The organism is Niallia sp. RD1 (assembly GCF_024219955.1).
Lineage (GTDB): Bacteria > Bacillota > Bacilli > Bacillales > Cytobacillaceae > Niallia > Niallia alba.
Window position 1 is genome coordinate 417702 of sequence record NZ_CP100420.1, and the last position, 23636, is coordinate 441337.

General features: G+C 32.4%; 16 protein-coding genes. 7 read left to right on the top strand and 9 right to left on the bottom strand.

Annotation, left to right across the window (positions count from 1 at the left end):
• Window positions 1-169: 169 nt before the first annotated feature.
• Window positions 170-1309, bottom strand: a complete 1140-nt coding sequence (locus tag NKG37_RS02115; RefSeq protein WP_101729355.1) for a sensor histidine kinase — start codon at window positions 1307-1309, stop codon at window positions 170-172.
• Between the two features lie 571 nt (window positions 1310-1880).
• Between NKG37_RS02115 and NKG37_RS02120 the strand changes: the two genes are divergently transcribed.
• The 4 genes from NKG37_RS02120 to NKG37_RS25980 all read left to right on the top strand — a co-directional run bounded on the left by NKG37_RS02120 (window position 1881) and on the right by NKG37_RS25980 (window position 6648).
• Window positions 1881-2513 (top strand): YigZ family protein, encoded by a 633-nt coding sequence (locus tag NKG37_RS02120; RefSeq protein ID WP_254415719.1) that lies wholly within the window; start codon window positions 1881-1883, stop codon window positions 2511-2513.
• Window positions 2514-2642: 129 nt separating this feature from the next.
• The gene (locus tag NKG37_RS02125; RefSeq protein ID WP_254415720.1) at window positions 2643-3746 is read left to right on the top strand and encodes an LCP family protein; all 1104 of its coding nucleotides are present in this window, start codon (window positions 2643-2645) and stop codon (window positions 3744-3746) included.
• 354 nt (window positions 3747-4100) lie between these two features.
• Window positions 4101-6350, top strand: a complete 2250-nt coding sequence (locus NKG37_RS02130) for a SpoIID/LytB domain-containing protein (protein WP_254415721.1) — start codon at window positions 4101-4103, stop codon at window positions 6348-6350.
• Window positions 6351-6513: 163 nt separating this feature from the next.
• The gene (locus NKG37_RS25980; protein WP_264196251.1) at window positions 6514-6648 is read left to right on the top strand and encodes a hypothetical protein; all 135 of its coding nucleotides are present in this window, start codon (window positions 6514-6516) and stop codon (window positions 6646-6648) included.
• A 57-nt stretch (window positions 6649-6705) separates the two neighbouring features.
• On the opposite strand, the gene NKG37_RS02135 is transcribed toward NKG37_RS25980, so the two are convergent.
• The 7 genes from NKG37_RS02135 to galU form a co-directional block, all read right to left on the bottom strand.
• Window positions 6706-7764: a glycosyltransferase family 4 protein gene (locus NKG37_RS02135; protein WP_254415722.1), complete on the bottom strand. Its 1059-nt coding sequence runs from the start codon at window positions 7762-7764 to the stop codon at window positions 6706-6708.
• 285 nt (window positions 7765-8049) lie between these two features.
• Window positions 8050-9603 (bottom strand): glycosyltransferase family 2 protein, encoded by a 1554-nt coding sequence (locus tag NKG37_RS02140; RefSeq protein ID WP_254415723.1) that lies wholly within the window; start codon window positions 9601-9603, stop codon window positions 8050-8052.
• A gap of 268 nt (window positions 9604-9871) precedes the next feature.
• Complete coding sequence (tnpA, locus tag NKG37_RS02145; protein ID WP_061800923.1) at window positions 9872-10357, bottom strand: IS200/IS605 family transposase; 486 nt, start codon at window positions 10355-10357, stop codon at window positions 9872-9874.
• A gap of 158 nt (window positions 10358-10515) precedes the next feature.
• Entirely contained in the window at window positions 10516-11325 is an 810-nt protein-coding gene (gene tagH, locus NKG37_RS02150) for a teichoic acids export ABC transporter ATP-binding subunit TagH (protein WP_254415724.1), read from the bottom strand.
• A 14-nt stretch (window positions 11326-11339) separates the two neighbouring features.
• Complete coding sequence (locus NKG37_RS02155) at window positions 11340-12158, bottom strand: ABC transporter permease (RefSeq protein ID WP_254415725.1); 819 nt, start codon at window positions 12156-12158, stop codon at window positions 11340-11342.
• Between the two features lie 408 nt (window positions 12159-12566).
• A complete protein-coding gene (locus NKG37_RS02160) occupies window positions 12567-16412 on the bottom strand; it encodes a PA14 domain-containing protein (protein WP_254415726.1) in 3846 nt (1281 codons plus the stop codon).
• A 360-nt stretch (window positions 16413-16772) separates the two neighbouring features.
• On the bottom strand, window positions 16773-17672 hold the full coding sequence (gene galU, locus NKG37_RS02165; protein WP_212121698.1) for a UTP--glucose-1-phosphate uridylyltransferase GalU: 900 nt from the start codon (window positions 17670-17672) through the stop codon (window positions 16773-16775).
• A gap of 558 nt (window positions 17673-18230) precedes the next feature.
• Here galU and NKG37_RS02170 point away from each other — a divergent pair.
• Entirely contained in the window at window positions 18231-19160 is a 930-nt protein-coding gene (locus NKG37_RS02170) for a polyisoprenyl-teichoic acid--peptidoglycan teichoic acid transferase TagU (RefSeq protein ID WP_254415727.1), read from the top strand.
• A gap of 119 nt (window positions 19161-19279) precedes the next feature.
• Here the strand turns inward: NKG37_RS02170 and NKG37_RS02175 are convergent, their stop codons facing one another.
• Window positions 19280-21400: a CDP-glycerol glycerophosphotransferase family protein gene (locus tag NKG37_RS02175; RefSeq protein ID WP_254415728.1), complete on the bottom strand. Its 2121-nt coding sequence runs from the start codon at window positions 21398-21400 to the stop codon at window positions 19280-19282.
• Between the two features lie 604 nt (window positions 21401-22004).
• Here NKG37_RS02175 and tagD point away from each other — a divergent pair.
• Both tagD and NKG37_RS02185 read left to right on the top strand, forming a co-directional pair.
• On the top strand, window positions 22005-22400 hold the full coding sequence (tagD, locus tag NKG37_RS02180) for a glycerol-3-phosphate cytidylyltransferase (protein WP_016202177.1): 396 nt from the start codon (window positions 22005-22007) through the stop codon (window positions 22398-22400).
• Window positions 22393-23568: a CDP-glycerol glycerophosphotransferase family protein gene (locus tag NKG37_RS02185; protein ID WP_205835654.1), complete on the top strand. Its 1176-nt coding sequence runs from the start codon at window positions 22393-22395 to the stop codon at window positions 23566-23568. Before tagD ends, NKG37_RS02185 begins: the two co-directional genes overlap by 8 nt.
• Window positions 23569-23636 lie beyond the last annotated feature (68 nt).

Genomic DNA, 23636 nt, shown 5'->3' on the forward strand with positions numbered 1-23636 from the left:
TGTATGAAGTCCTTGATTACAGACACAAACAGTTAATCCAGGAAGGATAGCCCCTTTCAGTTTAGGGACCTCCTTTCCCTCAGAAGTCAAGATTATCTGCTTTAGTCAATACTACTCAATTAACTATCTTACAAAGATTGGATTCTCCTATGAAAAACAGTCCCTTATATCATCTAATAGGAACGTTGATCATAATAATGGTTCCAACTCCGATTTTTGAATCGATGGTTAATTCCCCATCAAGAAGATGTACTCGCTCTCTCATCCCAATTAAACCAAAAGATTCGTCCTTTTTCTGATCCTTATCGAATCCCTTGCCATTGTCCTTAACCAAGACAATAATTTGGTCTCTTCGTAGTTCCACTTTAACAGAAATATTAGATGCTTCTGCATGCTTTAAAGCATTTTGGACAGATTCTTGAACTAAGCGAAAAATTGCCACTTCGTACTTACTTGGGAGTCTTGCTTCTTTTCCGATTATGGCAAACTCAATTTTCGTTGATTCATGATACTCTTCTATTGTTTGTAAATATTTTTTTAGTGTTGGAATAAGGCCAAGATCATCTAAAGCCATTGGACGAAGATCATAAATGATTCGTCTAACTTCATATAATGCACTACGTACCATTACCTTTAAATTTCTAATCTCTTCAAAAGCCTCTTTTGCGCCACGCTCTTTATATATTCTTTCTACTAAATCAGAGCGCATCATTACATTAGCCATCATCTGTGCTGGCCCATCATGTATTTCCCGAGAAAGTCTCTTTTTCTCTTCTTCCTGAGCACCAATAATTTTTAGTCCAAAATCCTGCTTTTGCTTGGCGTCTTCGATTACTTCGCCAACCTGTTTTAAATCACTAACTAAGTAATTCATCACGACAGAAATTTGCGTTACCAGATGTTCTGCACGCTCAATTGTTTCATCTAGTCCTAACAATCGACGCTCTAAATCATCTCGTCTTTCTCGATATTGCTTTTCTAGGTGACGATTCATGCTTAAATCCATTTGCAGCGTATGTGCTCTTTCATAAGCTTCCCGAACTTCCGCTTCCGAGTATTCATTAAAATGCTTACTCACTTCTGATAAGCGTTTACGAGCAAATCGAGACTGGATCTCTAGCTTGTCTCCTTTTTCTATCGTATCTAACACGAGTACTTTCATTTCTTTTAATTCTTCGGTAAGGGTTTCATAATCTTGTCGACATTGTTCTCCAATACGAAAAATCTCGTCTTTGCTGGAACCAACGGTCTTAATCATTTGTTCCACAATATAATCTAACGTTTTTGTGTCAAATTTCCTTATTAACATATATAATTCCTCCAAAAAGGCTAAAACCCTTCCAACATCCATTCTTATTTTAGCTTGAAAGTTAATAATATGTATAATTCATCGTAAAATAAATTAAAATCGTTATTTAGACACATCTTCCCCTACCAAAAACCATGCCTCAAGACCTATTACCAACAAGAATTACTGTGAAAAAGTATGTAAAAATGCAATAATATAATTTTATCCTATTCTAAACCAAAAACAAAGAAAAAGAAGATAAATAGATGAAAGAAGCTGGAAATTAAAGAATCTTAAGCCTATCCATGAAATATAGCCCATAACATATGTAGCGGGTCTTTTCGAGCATTGAGTTTTACTTATTATATCACGCTTGCTAAATCGCTATATTAAGATTTGATTACAAAGAGAACAATAATTGAAGAAAAAAGAATGTCGAATTATAATGAAATAAGACTAATTATCGATTTTCTATTTTTTTTCAAATAGAAAAAGTTACAAATACTGACTTATATAACGAACAGAAGAATCTCATTACGATATTTGGTGGATAACAAGTATAGGATAAAGACACAGAAAGGAGCTTTCCATTGTGCTTCCTTCCTATCTAACTGTGCCTAGCTACGGAGAATATGAACTAATTATTCAAAAATCACGTTTTATTGCTCATATCGCTCGAACAGAAACTGAAGAAGCAGCACAGGCTTTCATAGGAGAAATAAAGAAAAAACATAAAGATGCCACACATAATTGTTCTGCATACTTAATTGGAGAACATGACCAAATTCAAAAAGCGAATGATGACGGGGAACCAAGTGGAACGGCAGGAGTGCCAATTCTTGAGGTACTAAAGAAAAAAGGACTAAAAGATACGACAGTTGTTGTTACAAGATATTATGGAGGGATTAAGCTTGGCGCTGGAGGTCTTATTCGCGCATATGGAAAAACTACCTCCGAAGGATTAGCAAATGTGGGTATCATTGAAAGAAAATTAAAACAAATCGTTAGTGTATCCATCGAGTATCCATTACTTGGAAAAATAGAAAATGAATTACGATCATCAAATTATCAAATCAAAGATATTCATTATTTAGAAAATGTCGAAATCGATGTCTTTGTTGATTCTGAACAGGTGGAGACATATAAAGATTGGATAACAGACTTAACGAATGGACAAGGTATAATTAAAGAAAAAGAAACCTTGTATGCAGAAACCCATATTTGAATTATTTACTATTATTACAAAAATATACCTTGAATAGAAATAAACTGCTAATTTACGCAGAATAGAGATAGAGGTAATATAGTAACTATGATTTCATTACGTATTTCTTAATTCACAAAGGAGAAACTTATGGCAAATAATACAAGAGAAACTTATATAAAGGATACAAAGAAAAAGAAACGAAAAAAAGTAAAATTGTTTATTTTTGTACCATTACTTGTGATCCTTATAGCAGGCATCGGTTATGGAGCAACCTTATACTCAAAAGCAAAATCAGTTGCAGATGATTCGTATGAGCCAATTGATCGTGATTCGAAAAGAGACGCAAAAGTAGATCCTAATATCGATGACGTCTCCATCCTATTTATTGGAGTAGATGACAGCGAGAAAAGATCTAGTCAATCTGGTACTACCCGTTCTCGTTCCGATGCCTTAATGGTAGCGACTTTAAATGAGAAAGAAAAATCGGTTAAATTACTCAGCATCCCACGTGATTCCTATGTATATATTCCGGAACGCGGCTATTCCGATAAAATTACTCATGCACACTATTTCGGTGGAGTTACGTCTACTTTAGATACAGTAGAAGAATTACTAGAGATTCCGATTGATTATTATGTAAAAATGAATTTCGACGCCTTTATGGATGTAGTTGATGCTTTAGGTGGTATTGATGTCGATGTCCCAGTGACATTTACAGAACAAAACTCGAAGGATAAAGCAGGCGCTATCCATCTTGAACAAGGATATCAGGAATTGGACGGAGAACAAGCACTTGCCCTTGCAAGAACAAGAAAAATTGATAACGACATTGAGCGTGGAAAAAGACAACAATTAATTATGCAAGCCATCATGAAAAAAGCGATCTCTGTTGAAGGGATAACAAAATATTCAAAAGTAATGGAAGCTGTCGGAAGCAATATGACAACAGACCTATCATTCAGCGATATGCAGTCCTTAATTGCTTATGCAACTGCCGATAACGGTTTACAAGTAGAAACACTTACACTCGCGGGTACGGATGGCCGTGTAGATGGTAAATATATTTATCAATTAGATGAAACAGCATTAGCGGAGACAAAATCCATTCTGCAGCAACATTTAGGCTTAACTAACAGTCTTTTATCTGACTCCGACAGTACAACGGACATGAATACAGGTACAACAATAGACACTGAATCAAATGTTAATACTAATACAAGCACAACAACAGACACTTCTACTTTAAATTAATCTTCATACCTGACATACACTGATCTTCTGGTGTATGTCTTTTTTTCAAAAAATGTATATTTCTTCTACTTGCATCTATATTTGCCTTCACTCGACTTCTACGAAAACAATAGTATAAAAGTATGATAGAATACTAGCTTCATGATAAAAGAAAGTTTTTCTCCTTTTTCTCCTCTCCCGTTCCAATGGTATTTCAATTAAATTACAGATCTACATCAATTAAATAAAAGAAGCAACGATATTGAAAAAAACATTCTCATTGTTGTTATCATTCACCTTATGTATTTCTCTACTACCAGCATTTGTACAGCCTACTTATGCAGCAAGAGCGGCAGTGAACCACAAATACATGTGATGCTAAAAAATTACCTAGGAAACAAAACTCAAATTAGCATTACACCATCAGGAACATATAAAACGACAGATGGAAAAATTTCTTTAAACAATACAACAACCTATACCCTTAAAATAGAACAAGCCAAACTTAAGCTATATAAAGGAAGTACTTTTCTTTATGAAGCTGATTCGTTAACATTTACTCCATCCAATCCTGATGATTATCTAACAATTGACAATAGAAAATACAAAGGTTCTTTTACATTTATGATGGAAACAATAAATGGTTCTAATTATATTCGCCCAGTTAACACTCTTGGAATGGAAGAATATCTTAAAGGCGTTGTTCCAAGTGAAGTGCCTGCTTCCTGGAATATAGTAGCTTTAAAAGCACAGGCAGTTGCTGCTCGTACCTATTCTTGGAATTATGGCGGCAAGACCATTACAGATACAATTAGTCATCAAGTTTACGGCGGATTAAATGATTCTCATCCTAATTCAGATGCTGCAGTGGAAGCTACTACTGGGCAAGTCTTAAAATATAATAATCGCTTAATTGACGCTGTTTTCTCTGCCAGCAATGGTGGATTAATGGATTCAGCTAATAACGTATGGGGAAATGATTTTGCCTATTTAATGAATGCCGCAGATCCTTTTGATACAAGCTATACTTGGAACTTCAACGTTCATACGACACAAATAGATATGAAAGATAAGGATTTGGCAAATCCAGATACTTGGTGGAATAAAGTTACTGAAAAAGACATTGCTATTATTACTAATATTAAAACATGGTTAAACGAAAATGGTTATAAAGATAAAGACATCAAAATTATTCGTATTCCTACATTAGCTTTTAATAATCCTTCTATCACGAAAAGAGTAAGCTCAGGTACCATCTCCATTCAATTTTATGTAAAAAATATGAAGGACTCCAATGGAGAACTAATTTTGCAAGAAATTAATCAGACAAATATTGCAGCATCTAAAGTAAGAGCAATGATCGGTCTGAATTATGTTAAAAGTTATCTCGTAACCAAAAGCGCTTCTACTACTGACATACACAGTATAGCCGGTAGAGGATTTGGTCATGGGGTTGGACTAAGCCAATATGGAGCAAATAATCGTGCAAATGCCGGACAAAAGCACACCACAATTTTAGCGTTTTATTATCCTGGAACACAACTAGTAACAGAATATAGTAAAGCTGCTATTTTAGCTCCTGAAATAAAAGATAGTAAAGCTATGTTTGATCAAGCGAAGAATATCGTTAACGTTGGTTTTACGCTAACTAAAACAGCTAATACAGTCGTTAGAATAAAAGATAAAAATGGTAAAGTAATGACGACCCTTTTAAATAACGGATTGTTGCAGGCTGGAAATTTTGTTTATAATGCCAATGTTTCAAGCTGGACTAATGGCAGTTACACAGCAGAAATCATCACAACAGACAGTGCGAACAATAAAGTAACAAGTACTATTGGATTCCAAATCATAAAAATTGACGTACCCACTATTAATTCAATCAAAACAGTGTATGATGCAAAAGCAAACACCATTAATGCATTCTTTTCTATCAATCAACCGACAACAACAACGGTTACGATTTTAGACAGCAAGAATAAGGTAGTCAAAACATTAGCTAGCAATAAATCTATGTCTGCTGGAACATCTACTTATAAATGGGATGTCCGTAATGTTAAAGATGAAACGTACACATTAACAATTAAAGCAGTTAATAGTAGCGGCAAAGAAAGAACAGCCAAACAAAATTTCACCCTGAAGAAAGCGACTGCCCCGACAATTAAAGATATAAAGGCTAGCTATGATACAAGCGGAAACAAGATAAAGACTAGCTTTCACGTCAATCAATCGACAGCAACAACGGTAAAAATCTTGAACAGTAAAGGAAAAACGGTGAAAACCTTGGGTGTAAATAAGTCATTGAATGCAGGAATTCATTCATTCACTTGGAGTGTCGGAAACACAGGTGATGGTAGTTATTCAGTTTCTGTAGAGTCTGTAAATGGAAGCAAACTAAAGAAAACAGCAACTAAAAAGTTTAGCTTATATAAAGTGAAGACAGGGACTGTAAAAGCTTCAAAACTAAATATAAGACAAAAGGCATCCCCCTCTTCCAAAAGGGTTGGAACAGTCCCTAATAATCAGAAAGTAACCATATACGCAAAAAGCGGTTTATGGTATAAAATCAAATATGGGAAAGTCACTGGTTATGTATCGGCACAATATGTAAAAAATGTAAAATAAGAAAACGATAAAGCACAGAGCCATTGTCTCTGTGCTTTATTATTTTAACCCTAGGTTTTCTCAACTTTTTATTCTCCTCTCATAGAAATATTATTAAAACTTTGTAATTCTGTACATACTATTACTATCGGCATAGGATTATTTCGCTAAGTGAGGGATAAATGTGAAAAAACTAGGGATGTTTAATAAAATTACTCCTGAAAGCTTAAAGCATTATGATAGTGATATATTTCATCTTGATGATGAAGATGGGGAGGAAATAGATTCTATCTCTGAACAAGACAGCAATTTAACATAATTGGATTTAAATTAAAAAGTCGGGAATACCTACACAAAATGGTGTTCCCGACTTTTCTTATTTTTTTTCTGTTGAATATCTTATATCATTAATAAATTTTAAAATGGGTTTATAATTCTTTCCTACTAAACCTATTTTTTCTACTATTAGTTCAATAATTAGCAGTACTGTTACAATTAACAACATTGCCCCCCATACTTTCGCTTGAGAGAATATTACTGCAACCAATCCAAAAAAGGAAGCCATTGCATAAATAATAATCACCGTTTGTCTATGGGTAAAACCAATATTTAGTAAGCAATGATGCAAATGTGATTTATCAGGTGCCATCAAAGGCTGCTTATTAACTAAACGACGAATGATAGCAAAAAAAGTATCTGAAATTGGAACTCCCAAAATAATCACAGGAATAACAAAGGAAATTAGCGTGACATTTTTAAAGCCTAATAATGACATGACTGCTATTATATAGCCGAGAAATAGCGCTCCTGTGTCTCCAAGAAATATTTTAGCTGGATAGAAATTAAAGAGTAAGAAGCCTAATGTAGCTGCTAACACGATCGATGAAATCGCTATTACATATCCATTACCCATTATCATGGCCATTCCAGTGATCGTAAATAAAGCGATGCTAGATACTCCTGAGGCAAGCCCATCTAACCCATCTATCAAGTTCATCGCATTCGTTATCCCAACAATCCAAAGGATCGTAATTGGAATATCTAAGAATCCGAACTCCAATTTTCCTCCAAAAGGAAGATTGATAAATTCTACCTGTACTCCACCCCAAATTACAACGATAACTGCCGCTAATGTTTGGGCTAGAAATTTTACTTTAGCTGAAAGATTATAAATATCATCCAGCATACCTGTTACGATGATAATGGCACTACCAAGTAAAATCGGATAATGATAGGCCTTATCAGGATTAATAACTAATGCTCCGATAACAAAACTAATATATATTGCTAAACCACCCATACGAGGCATAACTTTCTGATGTACTTTACGTTGTTCTGGTTTATCCATTGCTCCTAATTTAAATGCTAGCTTTTTAACTAAAGGAGTAAGCAAGATAGAAGCGATAAAACATACAACAAGCATTATATAAATCATGTAGATCCTCCCTAATGCCCTTAAAACGCACATTTGTAGGCATCTGTCTTTCCTTACAATATCGAAATTTATTATAGCATATTTATGAGATACTTGGTCTCTTTAATCACTATCTTTTTTTATATTACAAAAAAATAATTGCTTTATTAACTATCATAATATAAGACGTAAAAAAGTCCAGAAGGTTTCAACTTATCTAAAGTTATTTTCTTTCTACTAGCAACTTCAAAACAACTTATTTTCATGTAAGAAAAAGTGGCTATTGCGTAGCCACTTTTATTATTATTATTTGCTAACATTTAACCCTAAGTTAGAGTTAATGGTTGTATAAAAATGAAAAGATTTTTTATCTAGCTCCTTTTGATGAGGATCTATTCGGTTTATATTAATTTTTTGATAGTCATTATACTTTATAAATATCCCATAGCTTCCTTTTGCTAACTGTATTAATGCCGAGTTCGGCAAGAACGATTCATAGAGATACTCATCCACTTTAGAAATAGAAAAAGAATATTGATCTTCTGGATTACTTCGATTTCGGAAAATTAATTCATTGATATTTTCAGTATAGTCTCCATAAATATTGAATTTAACTCTATAACCATCTTCTTCAAACCTTCCATCTTCAAAAAACGCTGCCATGGATATCCTTATATGTTCATACCCAGCAACAGGAGTAATCATATAAGGTAAATTATCATTAACGATAATCTCCTTCACTTTTTGACTTTTATCCCACATAAACAATTGCGCTAATTGGTCATATTCACCATTTAAGTACATCTGATAAGCAGCTTTATTGATGTGATGAAAAAATTGATTAGTGATATCATAATTTAAATTCTTAGTAGTTTCCACTACCTCTGCAAATTTTTTAAAGTAAGCACCCTTATTTTTACTTTTAAAGAAATGCTGTCTATTAAAAAATCTCGTAATACAGTCAAATTCATATAATCTATTTAATATCATCTTTTCTATCTGCACATCTAATTGCTTCCCTTTAACATAATTAATAACTCGGATATTAGTATCCATTTTATGCATAATATCTGTTTGTTTTGTAAGAGAAGCATTATTTTCATCTAAACGATTTAAGTAATAAATTGTTTTGGTTGTAGTGGAAATTGCTTTTGCGTTGACTAAGACATCAATAAAAAATTGCTTATCCTCTGCAAATTTCATCTCTGGATACTTAATATTATTTTCCTTTAATAAAGACGTCTTTACCATTCTAGCTCTTGGCCCTAAATGTTGGAAGATATGTGGAATGGAAGTTGGAAGAACACTTCTTCTTTCCATACATGATTCATGCTCTCCAACAATCTTTGTTGATTTACTTTCCACTTGTATTGTTTTTCCTACAACATAATCATCATTTGTCTCTTTTAAAATGGAATACATTGTTTGCAATCCATCTGCTTCCAACCAATCATCAGCATCTAAAAATGTAACATATGGCGAAGTTGATAATTGTATTCCTAAATTTCTTGGGTGTCCAGGGGTACCAGTGTTCTTCTCCAAGAATACAACTCTAATACTATTCGGATATTTTTTTGCATATTCTAACAAGATAGGTCGCGAATTATCTGTAGAACCGTCATCTACGAGGATATACTCAACTAGATTGAAGTCTATAGTTTGATTAATAACAGAATCAACCGTTTTCTTTAAATTTTCTTCTGCATTATAAACCGGAGTAACAACTGTAACTAATTTGTCCATTTTTTTCTTAAATAACCCTAAGATATTTGCCTTTTTTTCATATACATAATATCCATCATTATTGTAATTAATATCATTTGCTTTTTCAAAGCTATTTCGGTTATAGGATTCAGTCATTCCATTAACCTCCCCAATTCATATGTATTTTTCAATAAAATTAACCATTATGTCTACAATTCATCATATACCAATAAAAAGTAATTTTCCATTATTATTCCACATATTTCCCAAACTAAAACAAATTTACACAAATAAGGACCACCCGTGAGAACGGGTGGTTTTCTCTGCGGCTGAAAGCCTTTGTTACTGACCAAACCCTAAAGGGCTACTGAAAGGTTCGCCAATTGTACTACTTCTACTGGCCAGACCTCAAAGGCCTTCTCTCCTAATTTTTTCGTTTCTTTTTCTTCACTTCTTCCCCTGTAAATGGATCAATATATTCCATAATCGTTAATTGTTCTGCGACTAGATCATCTTGTATTTGATTACGGATATATTCTTCAATTACCTTCTTGTTTCTTCCTACCGTATCTACATAATATCCTGTACACCAAAATTTTCGATTTCCATACTTATATTTCAGTTGTGCATGTCTATCAAATATCATCAAGCTACTTTTTCCTTTTAGATATCCTACGAATGCTGATACACTTAATTTTGGCGGAATACTCACTAACATATGTACGTGGTCCTTACACGCAGTTGCTTCTATTATCTCTACGCCTTTCCTCTCACACAAGGTACGTAAGATTTGCCCAATATCTTTCTTTATTTTCCCGTAAATTATTTGTCTTCTATATTTTGGTGCAAATACTATGTGATACTTACAATTCCAAGTTGTGTGTGCTAAACTATTATTGTCTTTTGACATAAGGACTTCCTCCTGGCTATTTATTTTCGGTTGGCGAACCAAAAAATATTTTAGCACCACGAGGAACTTTTTTTAATACCACGCTGTAAGCTTTTTGGAACCCTAGGCATAGCCCAGGGTTTTCTTTTCTATAATAAGAAACCGCCTTGTATGGCGGTCTATATTTTACCAATATATTCAGGGTCACTTTGCTTTTTAAAGCCCTGTTCCCTAAATTCCCTTTTTTCTTTATCACTCATTTTTTTATACTTGGCTAAAAATTCTTCATAGGCAGGGATAACTTCATCGATTTTCCCTTCCATTTTCAGTTGCCCATGTTCTAACCATATTCCCTTTTGACAAAACTTTTTCATTTGTCCAATGGAATGGCTAACAAAGAACATTGTTTTTCCACTTTTTTTGAATTCATCCATTTTAGCTAAACACTTCTCAGCAAAAGCTTTATCGCCAACTGATAGCGCCTCATCAATAATTAAAACATCTGGATTCGTATTTACGGAAATAGCAAAGCCTAATCGTGATTTCATTCCACTTGAGTATGATTTCACAGGCTGATCAATAAACTTTCCTAATTCAGCAAAGTCAATAATTCCCGGTTCCAGCTCTTTTATTTGTTCCTTTGAAAAACCAAGCATCAAACATTTCAATTCAATATTTTCTCTGCCCGTAAGCTCATTGTTCACACCAGCAGCTACGGCAATTAAAGAGGCTTGTCCATCAATTTCTACTGTTCCCTCTGTCGGCGGAACAATACCTGCAATAATATTCGATAGAGTAGACTTACCTGATCCATTTACGCCAACAAAACCTATAACATCACCATGATCTGCTTCAAAATTTATATTACTTAATGCATAAAATGGTTCCCCATAGCTTCTAGGCAAGAAAATATCTTTTAATTTATCGCCATTATTTTCATATAATTTATATCGTTTTGTTAAATTTTTAACAATAACTGATTTTTCCATTAAACCACTTCCAATTATAAAAAGTCAATAAAGTGTTTTCTAAATCTAACGTGCATATACGTCCCAACAAGAAGCAATATAAGTACTACACTCCAGAAATATATCGTCATTCCTGGGTGCTCCGTTATAAACCACCCTTGTCCCAACAAGGCATAACGATAACCTTCCATTAAATAATAAAGCGGGTTAATTTGCATAATTTTTTCAAACTTTTCACCTAAGTGATTTGCTGGCCATAAAATAGGAGTAAGATACAACAGAACCCTCATTAAAGACTGTAAAAGCATCTGAAAATCTCTTATAATTGTGGAGATTGTAGATGTTATTAAAGCAAGGGCAAACAAAAACATAATTGCCGCAAATAAGAAATATGGAATTTGCAAATAGTATATTGAAATTGGATACCCAATAAACTGATAAATAACGATTACTATGACCATTAGTAATAACTGTGGATACAGTAAAGACATAATGACATAAGACGGTATAACACTTAAGGGAAAGTTCATTCTAGAAACCATTCTTAAACGTGTATAGATAGATTTAGAGCTTTTTGTAATGGCAGGATAGATAAAAAACCAAAGTGTAATACCTGCAAGCATCCAAATAAAATAAGGAAATACCTCTCCATTAGCTCCTTCCACACCACGTCTCTTTTGTACAAAACCGAACACAAACCAATAAATAGCAATTTGGATTGCTGGATTGATCAATTCCCATAAAATCCCTAAATAGTTATTCCTATTTGCACTTTTTAATTCATAAAGGGATAGTCTTCTAATTAAATGAAAATGATTAAATTGCTCTTTTAATACTTTAACGATAGAAGCCATAATCTTATAGTACCTTTCTTTAAGCTGTTCCCATTTCTATTTTTCACTAAAATAAATGGGATTACACTAAATATATTTATTTTCAGTAATATTAATCTTATTCTTTGTTTAAAATTAAACATACTTTGGCATAAATTACAATGCCATTAATACTATACATCCTTTCCACATATTTTAAAATGTTAATTTTTTTCAATCTTAACCAATACAATCTATCAAACATTATATAAAGAAAAAAGATAGATTTCAAACCTTATAATAAATCGCTTGATTTCCTCTAATTCAATAGAAAAAATTACTAGTTCAATTACAATTACTACCCAAAATTTTTTAAAAAATCCGTAGCAATAAAAAAATATTCTATGCAGCGAATACAATACTGCATAGAATACACGTCTAATTAGTTTTTTATTTATATTTAGGTATCTCTAATTCCATTCGATAGGATGTTAACATATTATATAAATTGTACATACTGCTTACTTGTTTACTCGCCCATCCTATATCTGTAGCATATTGATGTTCACCTGGTTTACTAGGGTTCCAGCGCATTTTATAAAGAGTGTCTTGTTTATAAGTAATATTATTAATATAATTCTTCCCTATAAATTCAGCACCGCCTATTATCGCTTTCTCTGGAGTAGTCCACCCCATCTTATATGCATATTCGGATCCACTCTTAAGTGCAGAGCCATCAACTGCACCAATACCATACATATTATATACAGTTTTTGGAGTAACTGCCTTTCCATCAACAGAAGATACCTTAATACCAGTTGCCAAGCTTGAAGTCCCATTTCCAGTTTCTAATAGAGCATGAGAAATCAAATAAATCTCATTAATACCATATTTTTCTCCGGCCTCATTGAATGAGCTTCCTTTTCCAGATAAAATCCCCTTATTTTTGAGTATTTTATCATTGACTTCTTTTGAATTAAGATTCGCACTTGAAGATAATAATAAGAATTGTAGTTTCTGTTTATCATCATTCTCAAAATTACTTGGGTTCATATAGTAACTAATATCCGTAGGACTAGCATTTACCCAAGTATTGTATTTCACCGTATATTTTGGTGTTATATCTGGTTTAACTTGGCCGACCGGTACAGAATATTTATAAAAGTCAATCTCATACCAAAACATTCCATCACTATCTTTCTTTGCTGTTTTTGATAGAATGGTAATTTTATAATCCCCTTTAAAGGTACCTATAACCCAACTGCTTGTATTAGTTCCACCTCTAACATTCCATGTACCGCTGTTTATAATGCCATAATCGACACTACTGCTAACATATTTAAAAGCGTCTTCTCTCATATATGCTTTATATTTTTTATCAGTTTGTGCACTTTTGCTCAGTTGAATATTAACAGCATCATTTAATGTGGTATTCAAGTAGCTATAAGTCTTTGTAATTGCCTTTGACTTTTCCATATCAAAAGAAAGATATGCATCGCCACTTCCCTCATAGTATTTAATGACAAAAGTATGCTTTCCTTTTGGAAGATAATAACCGATTACTTCATTTTCTTTTCCGATATTACCATTCCAAGCATCGATTAGAACTTTACCATCAACCTCAAGTACTGCTCCATTGTCTGCTTTAAGCTTAAAATTATAGTTAGTGTTCTCTGTAACGTTAAGCACTTTTTTATAAACAGCTGAAAATTTATCAGAAGGAATTGCATTATCAGGAGATCCTTTTTTCCAATTAAAATCGATATCGTAGATTTTATTTAGAGAATCCTTTCCTCCTATGACAACATTTCTCTTTGAATCTGTTACTTTATAAGAAGGTGCTTGATTTTTATCTATTACCTCTGGATAATATTCTGCATACCAAGTCCCATCAAGCATATTTTGTTCATTGTATGGCTGAATAGAAACTTGGAATTTAGCAGTTGACGTGTTGTCATAATATCTTACTTCAATCCAGTGGATATTATCACCATCTACATTATCTATTTTTACCTTTGTTGCTTTTTCACGATAAGAACCATTTTTCCAATTATCAATAACGAGTCTTCCATCAAGATACACTCTTACACCATCATCAGATAATCCCCTAATAATATATTCGCCTGCGTTCATTCTCTTAGCAGTTACAAATTTAGCTGAAAAATTATCCTTATTTACTTTAGAAATCGGTGCATTTTTCCCATAATTCTGTGTGAGCGTGTTTGAATTAGAATTATTGATAACATTTGATGTCACAGGAGTACCTGAGAGATTCTTATTATTATAGTAATACCCGATCCAATTACCTAACGGCTGAATTTCAGAAAACACATAGGCGTTCCCTGATTTCTCTAAGTAATCTATTTGAGTAATATGTTCTCCAGTGCTTACCCCTCTTACAATTGCTTTATCAAAAGTACCACTAGAACTTTTCCAACGATCAATCAAAGTTTTATTATCAAATTTGACACGAATGCCATCATCTGCAAATGTAGAAACAAAATAATCACTGCTTCCTGAAACTTTCCGCAAGAATGATGCTGAAAAATTATCTTTTGGAATTCCAGCTAAAGGAGCATCTTTTTTCCACTGATACTGGATGCTTGAAACCTTATTCTTCGAATTCAAGCCACCTATAACTGTTCCAGTGCCCGATAAATTAGTATTTGGGTAAAAAATATTCATCCATTCCTGGCTAGTAACTACTTGATTAATAGGTTTAATATCAAAATTCAATTTTGAATTTCCTGTTTTCTCAAGATACTCTACCCTTATCCAATGAATATTTCTTTTAGATGAATCTGCTTCATCATTTCTATCACTTATATTAATTTTATACGCATCTTCCTTTGAATTTGCAGAGCTCCATCGATTTACTACTAATTTATCATCCACATAAACACGAATTCCATCATCAGCCACAGAACGGATAACATATTCTCCTTGTTCAAGCCTTAATGCAGTAGTAAAACTGGCAGAATAGTTATCTTTCGGTATAGCTGATATCGGAGCGTTCTTCCCATAATCAAAACTAAATGCTCCTTTTTCGTCACCCTTTATTACCGCTTTATTAGCTGGCGCACCTTTTAAGCTATTATTAGAATAATAGTAGCCTAGCCATTGTCCTAATGGAAGAACATCAGCATTAATAAGAGCTTTTCCTGACTTTTCAAGGTAATCTAATTGAAAGACGTTATTATTTTCATTAAGGTTAGTGATTAATGCTTTATTTGCTTTACCCGAGCTTCCTGACCAACGATCAAACAAGATTGAGTTATTAATTTTTGCTCTAACTCCATCATCAGCATATGAATAAACAAAGTAATCTCCTTTATTTAAGAGCTTATAAAATGAGGCTGAAAAATTATCTTTGTTAATACTAGAATTTGGTGCTGAATTTCCCCAATTATATTTAATCTCTTTTATTCCAGATGAAACAAATGCATTTCCTGAAACGTTCGTATTATTATAATAAGATGAAAACCAAGTAGATGTCGATAATACGTCTTGAACAGATTTTAGAGAGAATTGCAAATAACTTTTTCCTGTTTTCTCTACGTATTCAATGCGAATCTCATGAACATCATTTCCTTGGTTATTCTCGATTGTAATTAATCTAGTATCTTGAGAAACTCGATCACTATCTAAAACTAATTGCCCATCAATATAGATACGAGTACCATCATCATGCTTTGTTTGCAGAAGATAATTTCCTGCTGGTAATTTTTTATACGTAAACAATTTAGCTGAAAAATGATTGGATCCAATACCTTTCACATTGGGCTTATCATACTGATAATCAAAGCTTAAATCGCCATTTTTGTCTGGAGTGTATACTAGAGCATCTTCTGGATTACCGCTGAATTTTTCATTGTTGTAGAAATAACCAATCCATGATCCAAAAGGAAGCATATCTGCAAATAATACAGCATTGCCAGCTCCCTCATAGTATTCCGTTTTTATTGTATGATTACCTGGGGACAAATTAGTCATTGGAGCTGCTAAGTAATTTCCACTCGAACTTGTCCATCGATCGATTTTTATTTGATTATCCAAATACATACGCACACCATCATCAGCATATGTGTGAAAATAATAATCTTTTTGAGAATCGGAAATACTTATATTCTTTTCAAAACTAGCTGAAAAATTATCTTTATTGATTCCTGCTAAAGGCTCGTTTTTCCCCCAATTAAATCGTATATTGTCATACAATTTGGAAACAGGTGTTTCTGTTAAGTTTTTATTATTGTAAAAATTGGAGGACCATGTATTCTCTGCTGCTTTTATGTTCATTTGGGGTGAAATTATAAACAAAAGAAAACATAAAAACAAAGATGTACCTGCTATTCTCCAAAATATTCGAGTTTCTATTTTCCACTCACTCCTAACTATTTTTTCTATATTTCTATTATCTAGTAAAATGGTAAATATGTTAAGAGCATTCGACAAAAAATAATGGGTAATTTTATCTATTTTTTAGCGATTCTTGTCAAAATTTTCATTTTCATAAAATTTCACTATGCAAAATAAGTAGTTTAAAATACCTACTAAAAGTCTTTATTATAAAAAGACGACAAAAAAACTGCCCCTATAATGAAGGCAGTCTTTCGCTATTATTAAAAAGAATTTTATTTCATTAATTTATCTAAACACTCACTTAGAAAGTTTATTTTTTTCCTTTTCTTTTAATCTTTCAGCAAGCTCTAATATATAACTTTTTAATTGTGCATTTATATCTGTACGTTTTAACCCTAATTCAATTGTAGTTTGAATAAAACCGAATTGTTCACCGACATCATAACGATTTCCTTCAAATTCATAAGCAAATACACGTTGAATTTTATTTAGTTTTTCAATTGCATCTGTTAGTTGGATTTCTCCTCCAGTGCCAATTTCCTGTGACTCAAGAAAGTGAAACAGCTGTGGTGTAAATATGTATCTTCCGATAATGGCTAAATTAGACGGCGAAGTTCCTTGTTTAGGTTTTTCAACAAATTTCTTTACCTGATATCTTCTACCTGTATCTGGTAAGGGGTCTATTATTCCATATCGATGCGTTTCCGAGTCAGGTACGACTTGTACACCAATGACAGAAGAAAGGGTTTGATCATATTGATCCATCAATTGCTTTAGACATGGTTTTTCGCTATCAACAATATCGTCTCCTAACAATACGGCAAACGGCTCATCCCCGATAAAATTTCTCGCGCACCAAACAGCATGCCCTAAACCTTTTGGTTCTTTTTGTCGTATATAATGGATATCTACATTGGAAGATTCCTTCACTTTTTCTAACAAAGTAAATTTTTCTTTTGCAATTAAATTTTCTTCTAATTCTAAAGCATTATCAAAGTGATCTTCAATAGCTCTTTTTCCTTTCCCAGTAACGATAATAATATCCTCGATTCCTGAGGCTATTGCTTCTTCCACAATATATTGAATCGTTGGCTTATCAACGATTGGCAACATCTCTTTTGGCATCGCCTTTGTTGCTGGCAAAAATCTAGTTCCTAATCCTGCAGCAGGAATAATCGCTTTTTTTACTTTACTCATAAAAAATACCTCTCTTATAAATAAATTTTTAGTGCGTCACTTGCTACTACTATTTAGTATACTTCAATCATTAGAAAAGCACTATTATTGGACCTATTTTATTGTATTTCTATCAATTTCATCTTATCTGCTCAGAAAAAAATGGTGTAAACGCTATCTTTTGCAACTTTTCTTTTAAAAAGGTCGTCTATATATTCAGGTATCAGTATATCATCATCTATTAATAGAATACTTTTGAACTAAGCTTAACTAAATAATGCTATTAAAAATAGCTTTGGGGGATAATTCTTAATGTATCCTCAAATAATAAGATAAAAATTGTTCAAGAGCTCTCATTTTATTTAATAGTATAGGAAAAGTTTATCCATGATTAACACTTACTAATCACAAAATATTCCTTATGAATATGAATGTAAAATAGAAGTGCTATTATTTACTATTAAAAAGAACATTAGTTCTTTTCATCCTATACTAAAAAAGAATGTTCAGTAGAGATGATTTCTGCTATTCTTTAAATAAGTTTATCATTTTTTGTCAAGATATGGAGGATATTGTTAAATGAGTAGAAATAAGCCGAAAAAAAAGAAGAGAAAATGGTTAAAAGTCACGGGTATTATTCTTCTTCTCCTTGTTATTGGAATAGGAATATATCTGTATACTGTATGGCATTCTCTTTCCACTGCTGTGAATAATATGCATGAGCCAATTGAAAGACAGACTTCAAAAAGAACCGATACTTTGAGCCTTGGGGACAAAGAGCCATTCTCTGTTTTAATGTTAGGTGTGGATGAACGTGATGGAGACTCAGGAAGATCGGATACAATGATCGTACTTACGGTAAATCCTGATAAAAAATCTGTTAAAATGCTAAGCATACCTCGTGATACTCGTACAGAAATTGTGGGACACGGCACTACAGACAAAATCAATCATGCATATGCATTTGGTGGTGTTCCAATGTCGATGGATACAGTAGAAAACTTCCTTGATATACCTATTGATTACTATATGCAAATTAATATGGAAGGCTTTAAAGATATTGTTGATTCTGTTGGCGGGGTAACGGTAGAAAATGATTTAGATTTCACTTACGAAGGGGTTCACTTTGCTAAAGGCCCTGTTAATCTAAATGGCGAGGATGCATTGAAATTTTCCCGAATGCGTTATGATGATCCAAGAGGTGACTTTGGTAGACAGTTAAGACAAAGACTAATTATCCAAGCTGTTATTAAAGAAGGAGCTAGCTTAAATTCTTTAACAAACTTCGATTCAATTTTTGAAGCATTAAGCAAAAACATCAAAACAAATATCACTTTTGATGAAATGATCGACATTCAATCTAAATATAAAGCAGCCGCTAGCAATATCGATCAGTTAACCATCAATGGTTCTGGACAAACAATTAATAAAGTATGGTATTTAATTGTGGACGATGCAGAAAAAACTAAAATTCAAAATGAGTTAAAAGAACATTTGGACGTACAATAAAGAAGAATTTCATCAACGGGGGTCTTACTGCCCTTTAAGAGTAGGATAAAAAATAAGGCAATAAAAAAAGACCTACCCAGCTCTTTTTTTATTGCCTCTAATATTCTGCTTTTGAATTCTTATCTTTTGTTAAAAACCTCTTCCACTACTCTTTCAGCAGATTTCCCAGCCTCTAAGTAGCAAAACTTATCATAAAAATCATTGAATTTATCACTTATAGGACTTACTTCTGCATCTCTGATTGACTCAATAACTTCTTCTGTCGTTTTCACAAGTGGACCTGGAGCAGTTTTCTCAAAATCAAAATAAAAACCACGTAAATTATCTCGATAATCTTCAATGTCATATACAAAGAATATCATTGGTCTTCTTAAATTTGCATAATCAAAAAACACGGAAGAATAATCAGTTACCAAAATATCAGAAGCTAAATAAAGCTCTCTAATATCTTCATAATTTGAAAAATCAAATGCAAACCCTGTATATGGTGTTAAATCAAAGTTTTCTGCCACCAAATAATGCATCCTTAATAATACAATATACTCTTCTCCAAGCTGTTCACGAAGCATATTTAAATCTAATTCTAAATCAAATTTGTATTTGCCTCTTCCATAAAATTGATTATCTCTCCAAGTAGGTGCATAAAGAATTACCTTCTTATCCATCGGTAATGCAAACTTTTGTTTTAAGGCTTCTATATTTTCTTTCGTATTATCTACATGCAACACATCATTTCGAGGATAGCCAGATTCAATCATTGTTTTATTAAAGTCGAATGCTCTTTTAAAAATTTCCGTAGAATAAGCATTAGGAGAAATTAAATAGTCCCAATTAGATGCTTCTTTTAAAAAGTTATTCTTATATTTAACTGTATTTGTACCAGGCATATGCACTTCGTCCATATCAGCAGCCAATTTTTTCAGTGGCGTACCATGCCATGTTTGTAGATAAGTTGTATGCTTTGGTTTCGGAATCCATAAAGGTAAACGGCTATTGCTCACCCAATATTGTGCTCTTGCCATAATAAATAACCATTTGATAGAAAAACGGGGCACAATATTTAAATTTCTGCCTTCGAAATTTTTCATGTACTTTTTATCAACACTCCAGTACATTTTATATTCAGGATTATATTCCTTCATATATTCAAATATTGCTCTCGGATTACAGCTAAACTGCTTTCCAGCAAAGCTTTCAAATACAACAGATTTTTTACGAACTGGAGCATACCCGAGCAACTTAAAGACTTTTTTGTAAAGTATCTTTATCTTCCTGCTTCTCTTTATATCCGTCATTTTCCTTCTAATTCTACTTTTCCACTCTTTCGAACGATTATACACATATACTTTAACGGAAAGATAGCTCTTTACCTTTGTTTTTTTAATAAAAATCCTTCTATCTATTCCATCAATTTTTATAACCTTCGCTCTTCTCGAGTGTAGTGGGTTAAAAGGATTAAAAGTTAATCTTGGACTAACTGTAACTACCTCTTCTCCATTTTCAATAGATGATAACTCAATATAAAATCGGAAATATAATAATTCAGATGTATGCAAATAATTTTTTAAATCAATAGTACCTTTAAAGCCGATCTCATCATAGTTTCGTATCCCATCCCCATACAATTCCGTTAAATCTGTTCTCTTTATATTTTCTAAAGGCAAACGATATTGCTCTTCATCTAAATGATTCGTAATAATTAATGTCTTATTTATTTCTTTATTGCTAACAGTAAGATTAGTATTTAATACATATCCGCTAATATTTAATGAACCATCCTTTTCGAGAAAAGCATCCTCTACTTTCGCAATAAAAGGTTTTTTTGTCGTTTTCAGAGAAACATTCATTTTATTAGTCGTATATGGATAAAAAACTGTTCCCATATCTGCATAATTATAGTAAATTAAATTCAACTCTTGGCGATTACTTACTAAACGATATCTTTTGTATTCATCATCTTCTGACTCTACTACAACATATATATCCCATACCCCTGGTTGTCCAAAAAATCCTATTTCTTTATGTAAATCAATTTTAACTTCATAACTTCCGACAGTATTTTCATCTTCTATTGTATGAAACGGAACGTATTTTTCGCTTTCTGTCTTTCTATTTAAAATGAGAAACGAGGCTTTATTATCCTCCAATATACTTGTTTTAAATCCAAATTGAAAACGGAGTATATTGTGGATAATGCTAATCGTTTGTATTTGTTTATGGTTAAACCCAGATTCACTCATTAAGAATCCCCTCTCCAAAATGCAAATTCCATTTAATAATGTTATTTAATTAATAAGTTTATCTCTTCTCCTCTACATAAACACCTTAAAAAAAGAGCGTATAATTGTTGAAAAAGAAAAAATAAACTTCTTATTATGAACATTATCTCATAAAACACCTAACCAACATTATATATAACAATGTGCTGGAATTCAATCAACCATAAAATCAAAATAGCTAAACTCCTATCAGGCATTAATATCACATATACTTGCAGTGAAGTATCACCTTACCTTTTTGCATTTTTTTAAATGATGTTCTCACTGTCTAAAAAAAAATTGATCCAACAAATTTGATAAATAAAAAAAATCTTTACTTTTATTTTAAACAAATTTTGCATATATATTTCATATTATGACAAAACAATGCTGATACTTGTCAATAAGCGGAAAAAGTTTTAAAATAAAATAATTAGGGAAAGCTAAAAAAAAAGTTTTACTACTTAACGCCAATGATTCAAACATGGAATACAGATTATAGGGTGTTGCAGAAGGATTACCTAATCATCATCCTTTAGAATAATTCTATCCTTATTAAATTGTCTATCATTATAGGAGGAAAAAAATGAAGAAAGTAATTACCTATGGTACCTTTGATTTATTACACTGGGGCCATATAAATATTTTGAAACGAGCTAAAGAGTTGGGAGATCACTTAACAGTAGCACTATCCAGTGATGAATTTAATGCAATTAAAAACAAGCAAGCATACCATACTTATGATAATCGAAAAATGATTTTAGAAGCAATTCGTTATGTTGATGAAGTAATTCCTGAGCATGATTGGGACCAAAAAATAAGAGATGTTGTAGATCATAACATTGATATTTTTGTTATGGGAGACGATTGGGAAGGAAAATTTGACTTCTTAAAGGATTACTGTGAAGTGGTTTATCTTCCAAGAACGGTTGGGATTTCCACAACAAAAATTAAAAAGGACTTATTTAAAGTAAATGGTTAGAGAGTTAGCCATTTACTTATACTTAAAACTATTTTCTTTTCTATTTGGAATTGCAAAACTATTTCCTTTACAGAAGAAAATAGTTTTTTGTGTGTCTTTTGTTGAAAATACTACTCATCTCTATGAGGAATTAAAGAAAAATTACCCAAACATCCAATGCATTTTATTAACAGATGATAAAACTCATCCTTTTTTTAAAGAACGGATTACAAGAGATACGGTTTTGCACTTCTCTCCAAAACATCCTTTATCTTTCCTTAAAGGAATATATTTTTTAGCAACATCTCAAGTGATTATATTAGATAATTATTATGGTTTCTTATCTTCTATCACATTCAAGAAAAGTGTAAAAAAATTACAGATTTGGCATGCGAATGGCGCAATTAAAACTTTTGGCTGGAAAGATTTAAGTGTCAAGGATCGTTCAAATAAAGCGAAAGAGAGATTCGCGGCTGTTTATAAACAGTTTGACTATATTCTTTCTGGTTCAGAAAAAATGTCTGCTATCTTTTGTGAAGCCTTCTCTGCTTCCTCCTGTCAAATACTACAAATGGGAATACCAAGAACAGATATTTTTTTTGATAAAGAACATATAGAGAAAGTGACAAGCTTCTTTTATAAAAAGTATACCAATCTAAAAAACAAGAAAATTATTCTCTATGCTCCAACTTTTCGAGAAAATGAAGCAGAATTATCTAATCAAATTCATTTAGACCTTTCCTATTTAAAAAATGCTTTAGCATCGGAGTACATCATTCTTGTTCGTCTTCATCCTAGCATTAATAATCAGATAGATTTTAGTGACTATAACGGCTTTGTTTATAATTTTTCTGATTACCCTATTTTGAATGATTTATTATTTATTACCGACATATTAATAACGGACTACTCCTCTATACCTTTTGAATTTTCATTTTTGCAAAAGCCAATGATTTTTTATCCTTATGATTTAGAAGAATACAGAAAGACTCGAGGTTTTTGGGTACCTTATCATGAACTTGTTCCTGGTCCCATTGCTTTTTCAACCGAAGATATCGTTGAAATCATTCACCATTCTTCTTTTCAATTAGAAAAAATTGCAGATTTTCATCAAGAATGGAATACGTATTCAGTTGGTAGTTCTAGTAAAAACGTAGTTCAAACTATAAATAACTGGTTAACAAAATAATATTTATAAAAAAGTGGTCTTTGCAATTTGCTAAAGGCCACTTTTTCACCTCCCGACATTTCTCGAGA

What these genes read in the sequence shown, in the direction of transcription:
- NKG37_RS02140 (WP_254415723.1), bottom strand. Translation starts at nt 9,603, where the DNA reads ATGACTGAATCCTATAACCGAAATAGCTTTGAAAAAGCAAATGATATT.
- NKG37_RS02175 (WP_254415728.1), bottom strand. Translation starts at nt 21,400, where the DNA reads ATGAGTGAATCTGGGTTTAACCATAAACAAATACAAACGATTAGCATT.
- tagH (WP_254415724.1), bottom strand. Translation starts at nt 11,325, where the DNA reads ATGGAAAAATCAGTTATTGTTAAAAATTTAACAAAACGATATAAATTA.
- NKG37_RS02160 (WP_254415726.1), bottom strand. Translation starts at nt 16,412, where the DNA reads ATGAACATAAAAGCAGCAGAGAATACATGGTCCTCCAATTTTTACAAT.
- NKG37_RS02155 (WP_254415725.1), bottom strand. Translation starts at nt 12,158, where the DNA reads ATGGCTTCTATCGTTAAAGTATTAAAAGAGCAATTTAATCATTTTCAT.
- NKG37_RS02170 (WP_254415727.1), top strand. Translation starts at nt 18,231, where the DNA reads ATGAGTAGAAATAAGCCGAAAAAAAAGAAGAGAAAATGGTTAAAAGTC.
- NKG37_RS02125 (WP_254415720.1), top strand. Translation starts at nt 2,643, where the DNA reads ATGGCAAATAATACAAGAGAAACTTATATAAAGGATACAAAGAAAAAG.
- NKG37_RS02185 (WP_205835654.1), top strand. Translation starts at nt 22,393, where the DNA reads ATGGTTAGAGAGTTAGCCATTTACTTATACTTAAAACTATTTTCTTTT.
- NKG37_RS02130 (WP_254415721.1), top strand. Translation starts at nt 4,101, where the DNA reads ATGCTAAAAAATTACCTAGGAAACAAAACTCAAATTAGCATTACACCA.
- galU (WP_212121698.1), bottom strand. Translation starts at nt 17,672, where the DNA reads ATGAGTAAAGTAAAAAAAGCGATTATTCCTGCTGCAGGATTAGGAACT.
- NKG37_RS02115 (WP_101729355.1), bottom strand. Translation starts at nt 1,309, where the DNA reads ATGTTAATAAGGAAATTTGACACAAAAACGTTAGATTATATTGTGGAA.
- tnpA (WP_061800923.1), bottom strand. Translation starts at nt 10,357, where the DNA reads ATGTCAAAAGACAATAATAGTTTAGCACACACAACTTGGAATTGTAAG.
- NKG37_RS02135 (WP_254415722.1), bottom strand. Translation starts at nt 7,764, where the DNA reads ATGATTTATATAATGCTTGTTGTATGTTTTATCGCTTCTATCTTGCTT.
- tagD (WP_016202177.1), top strand. Translation starts at nt 22,005, where the DNA reads ATGAAGAAAGTAATTACCTATGGTACCTTTGATTTATTACACTGGGGC.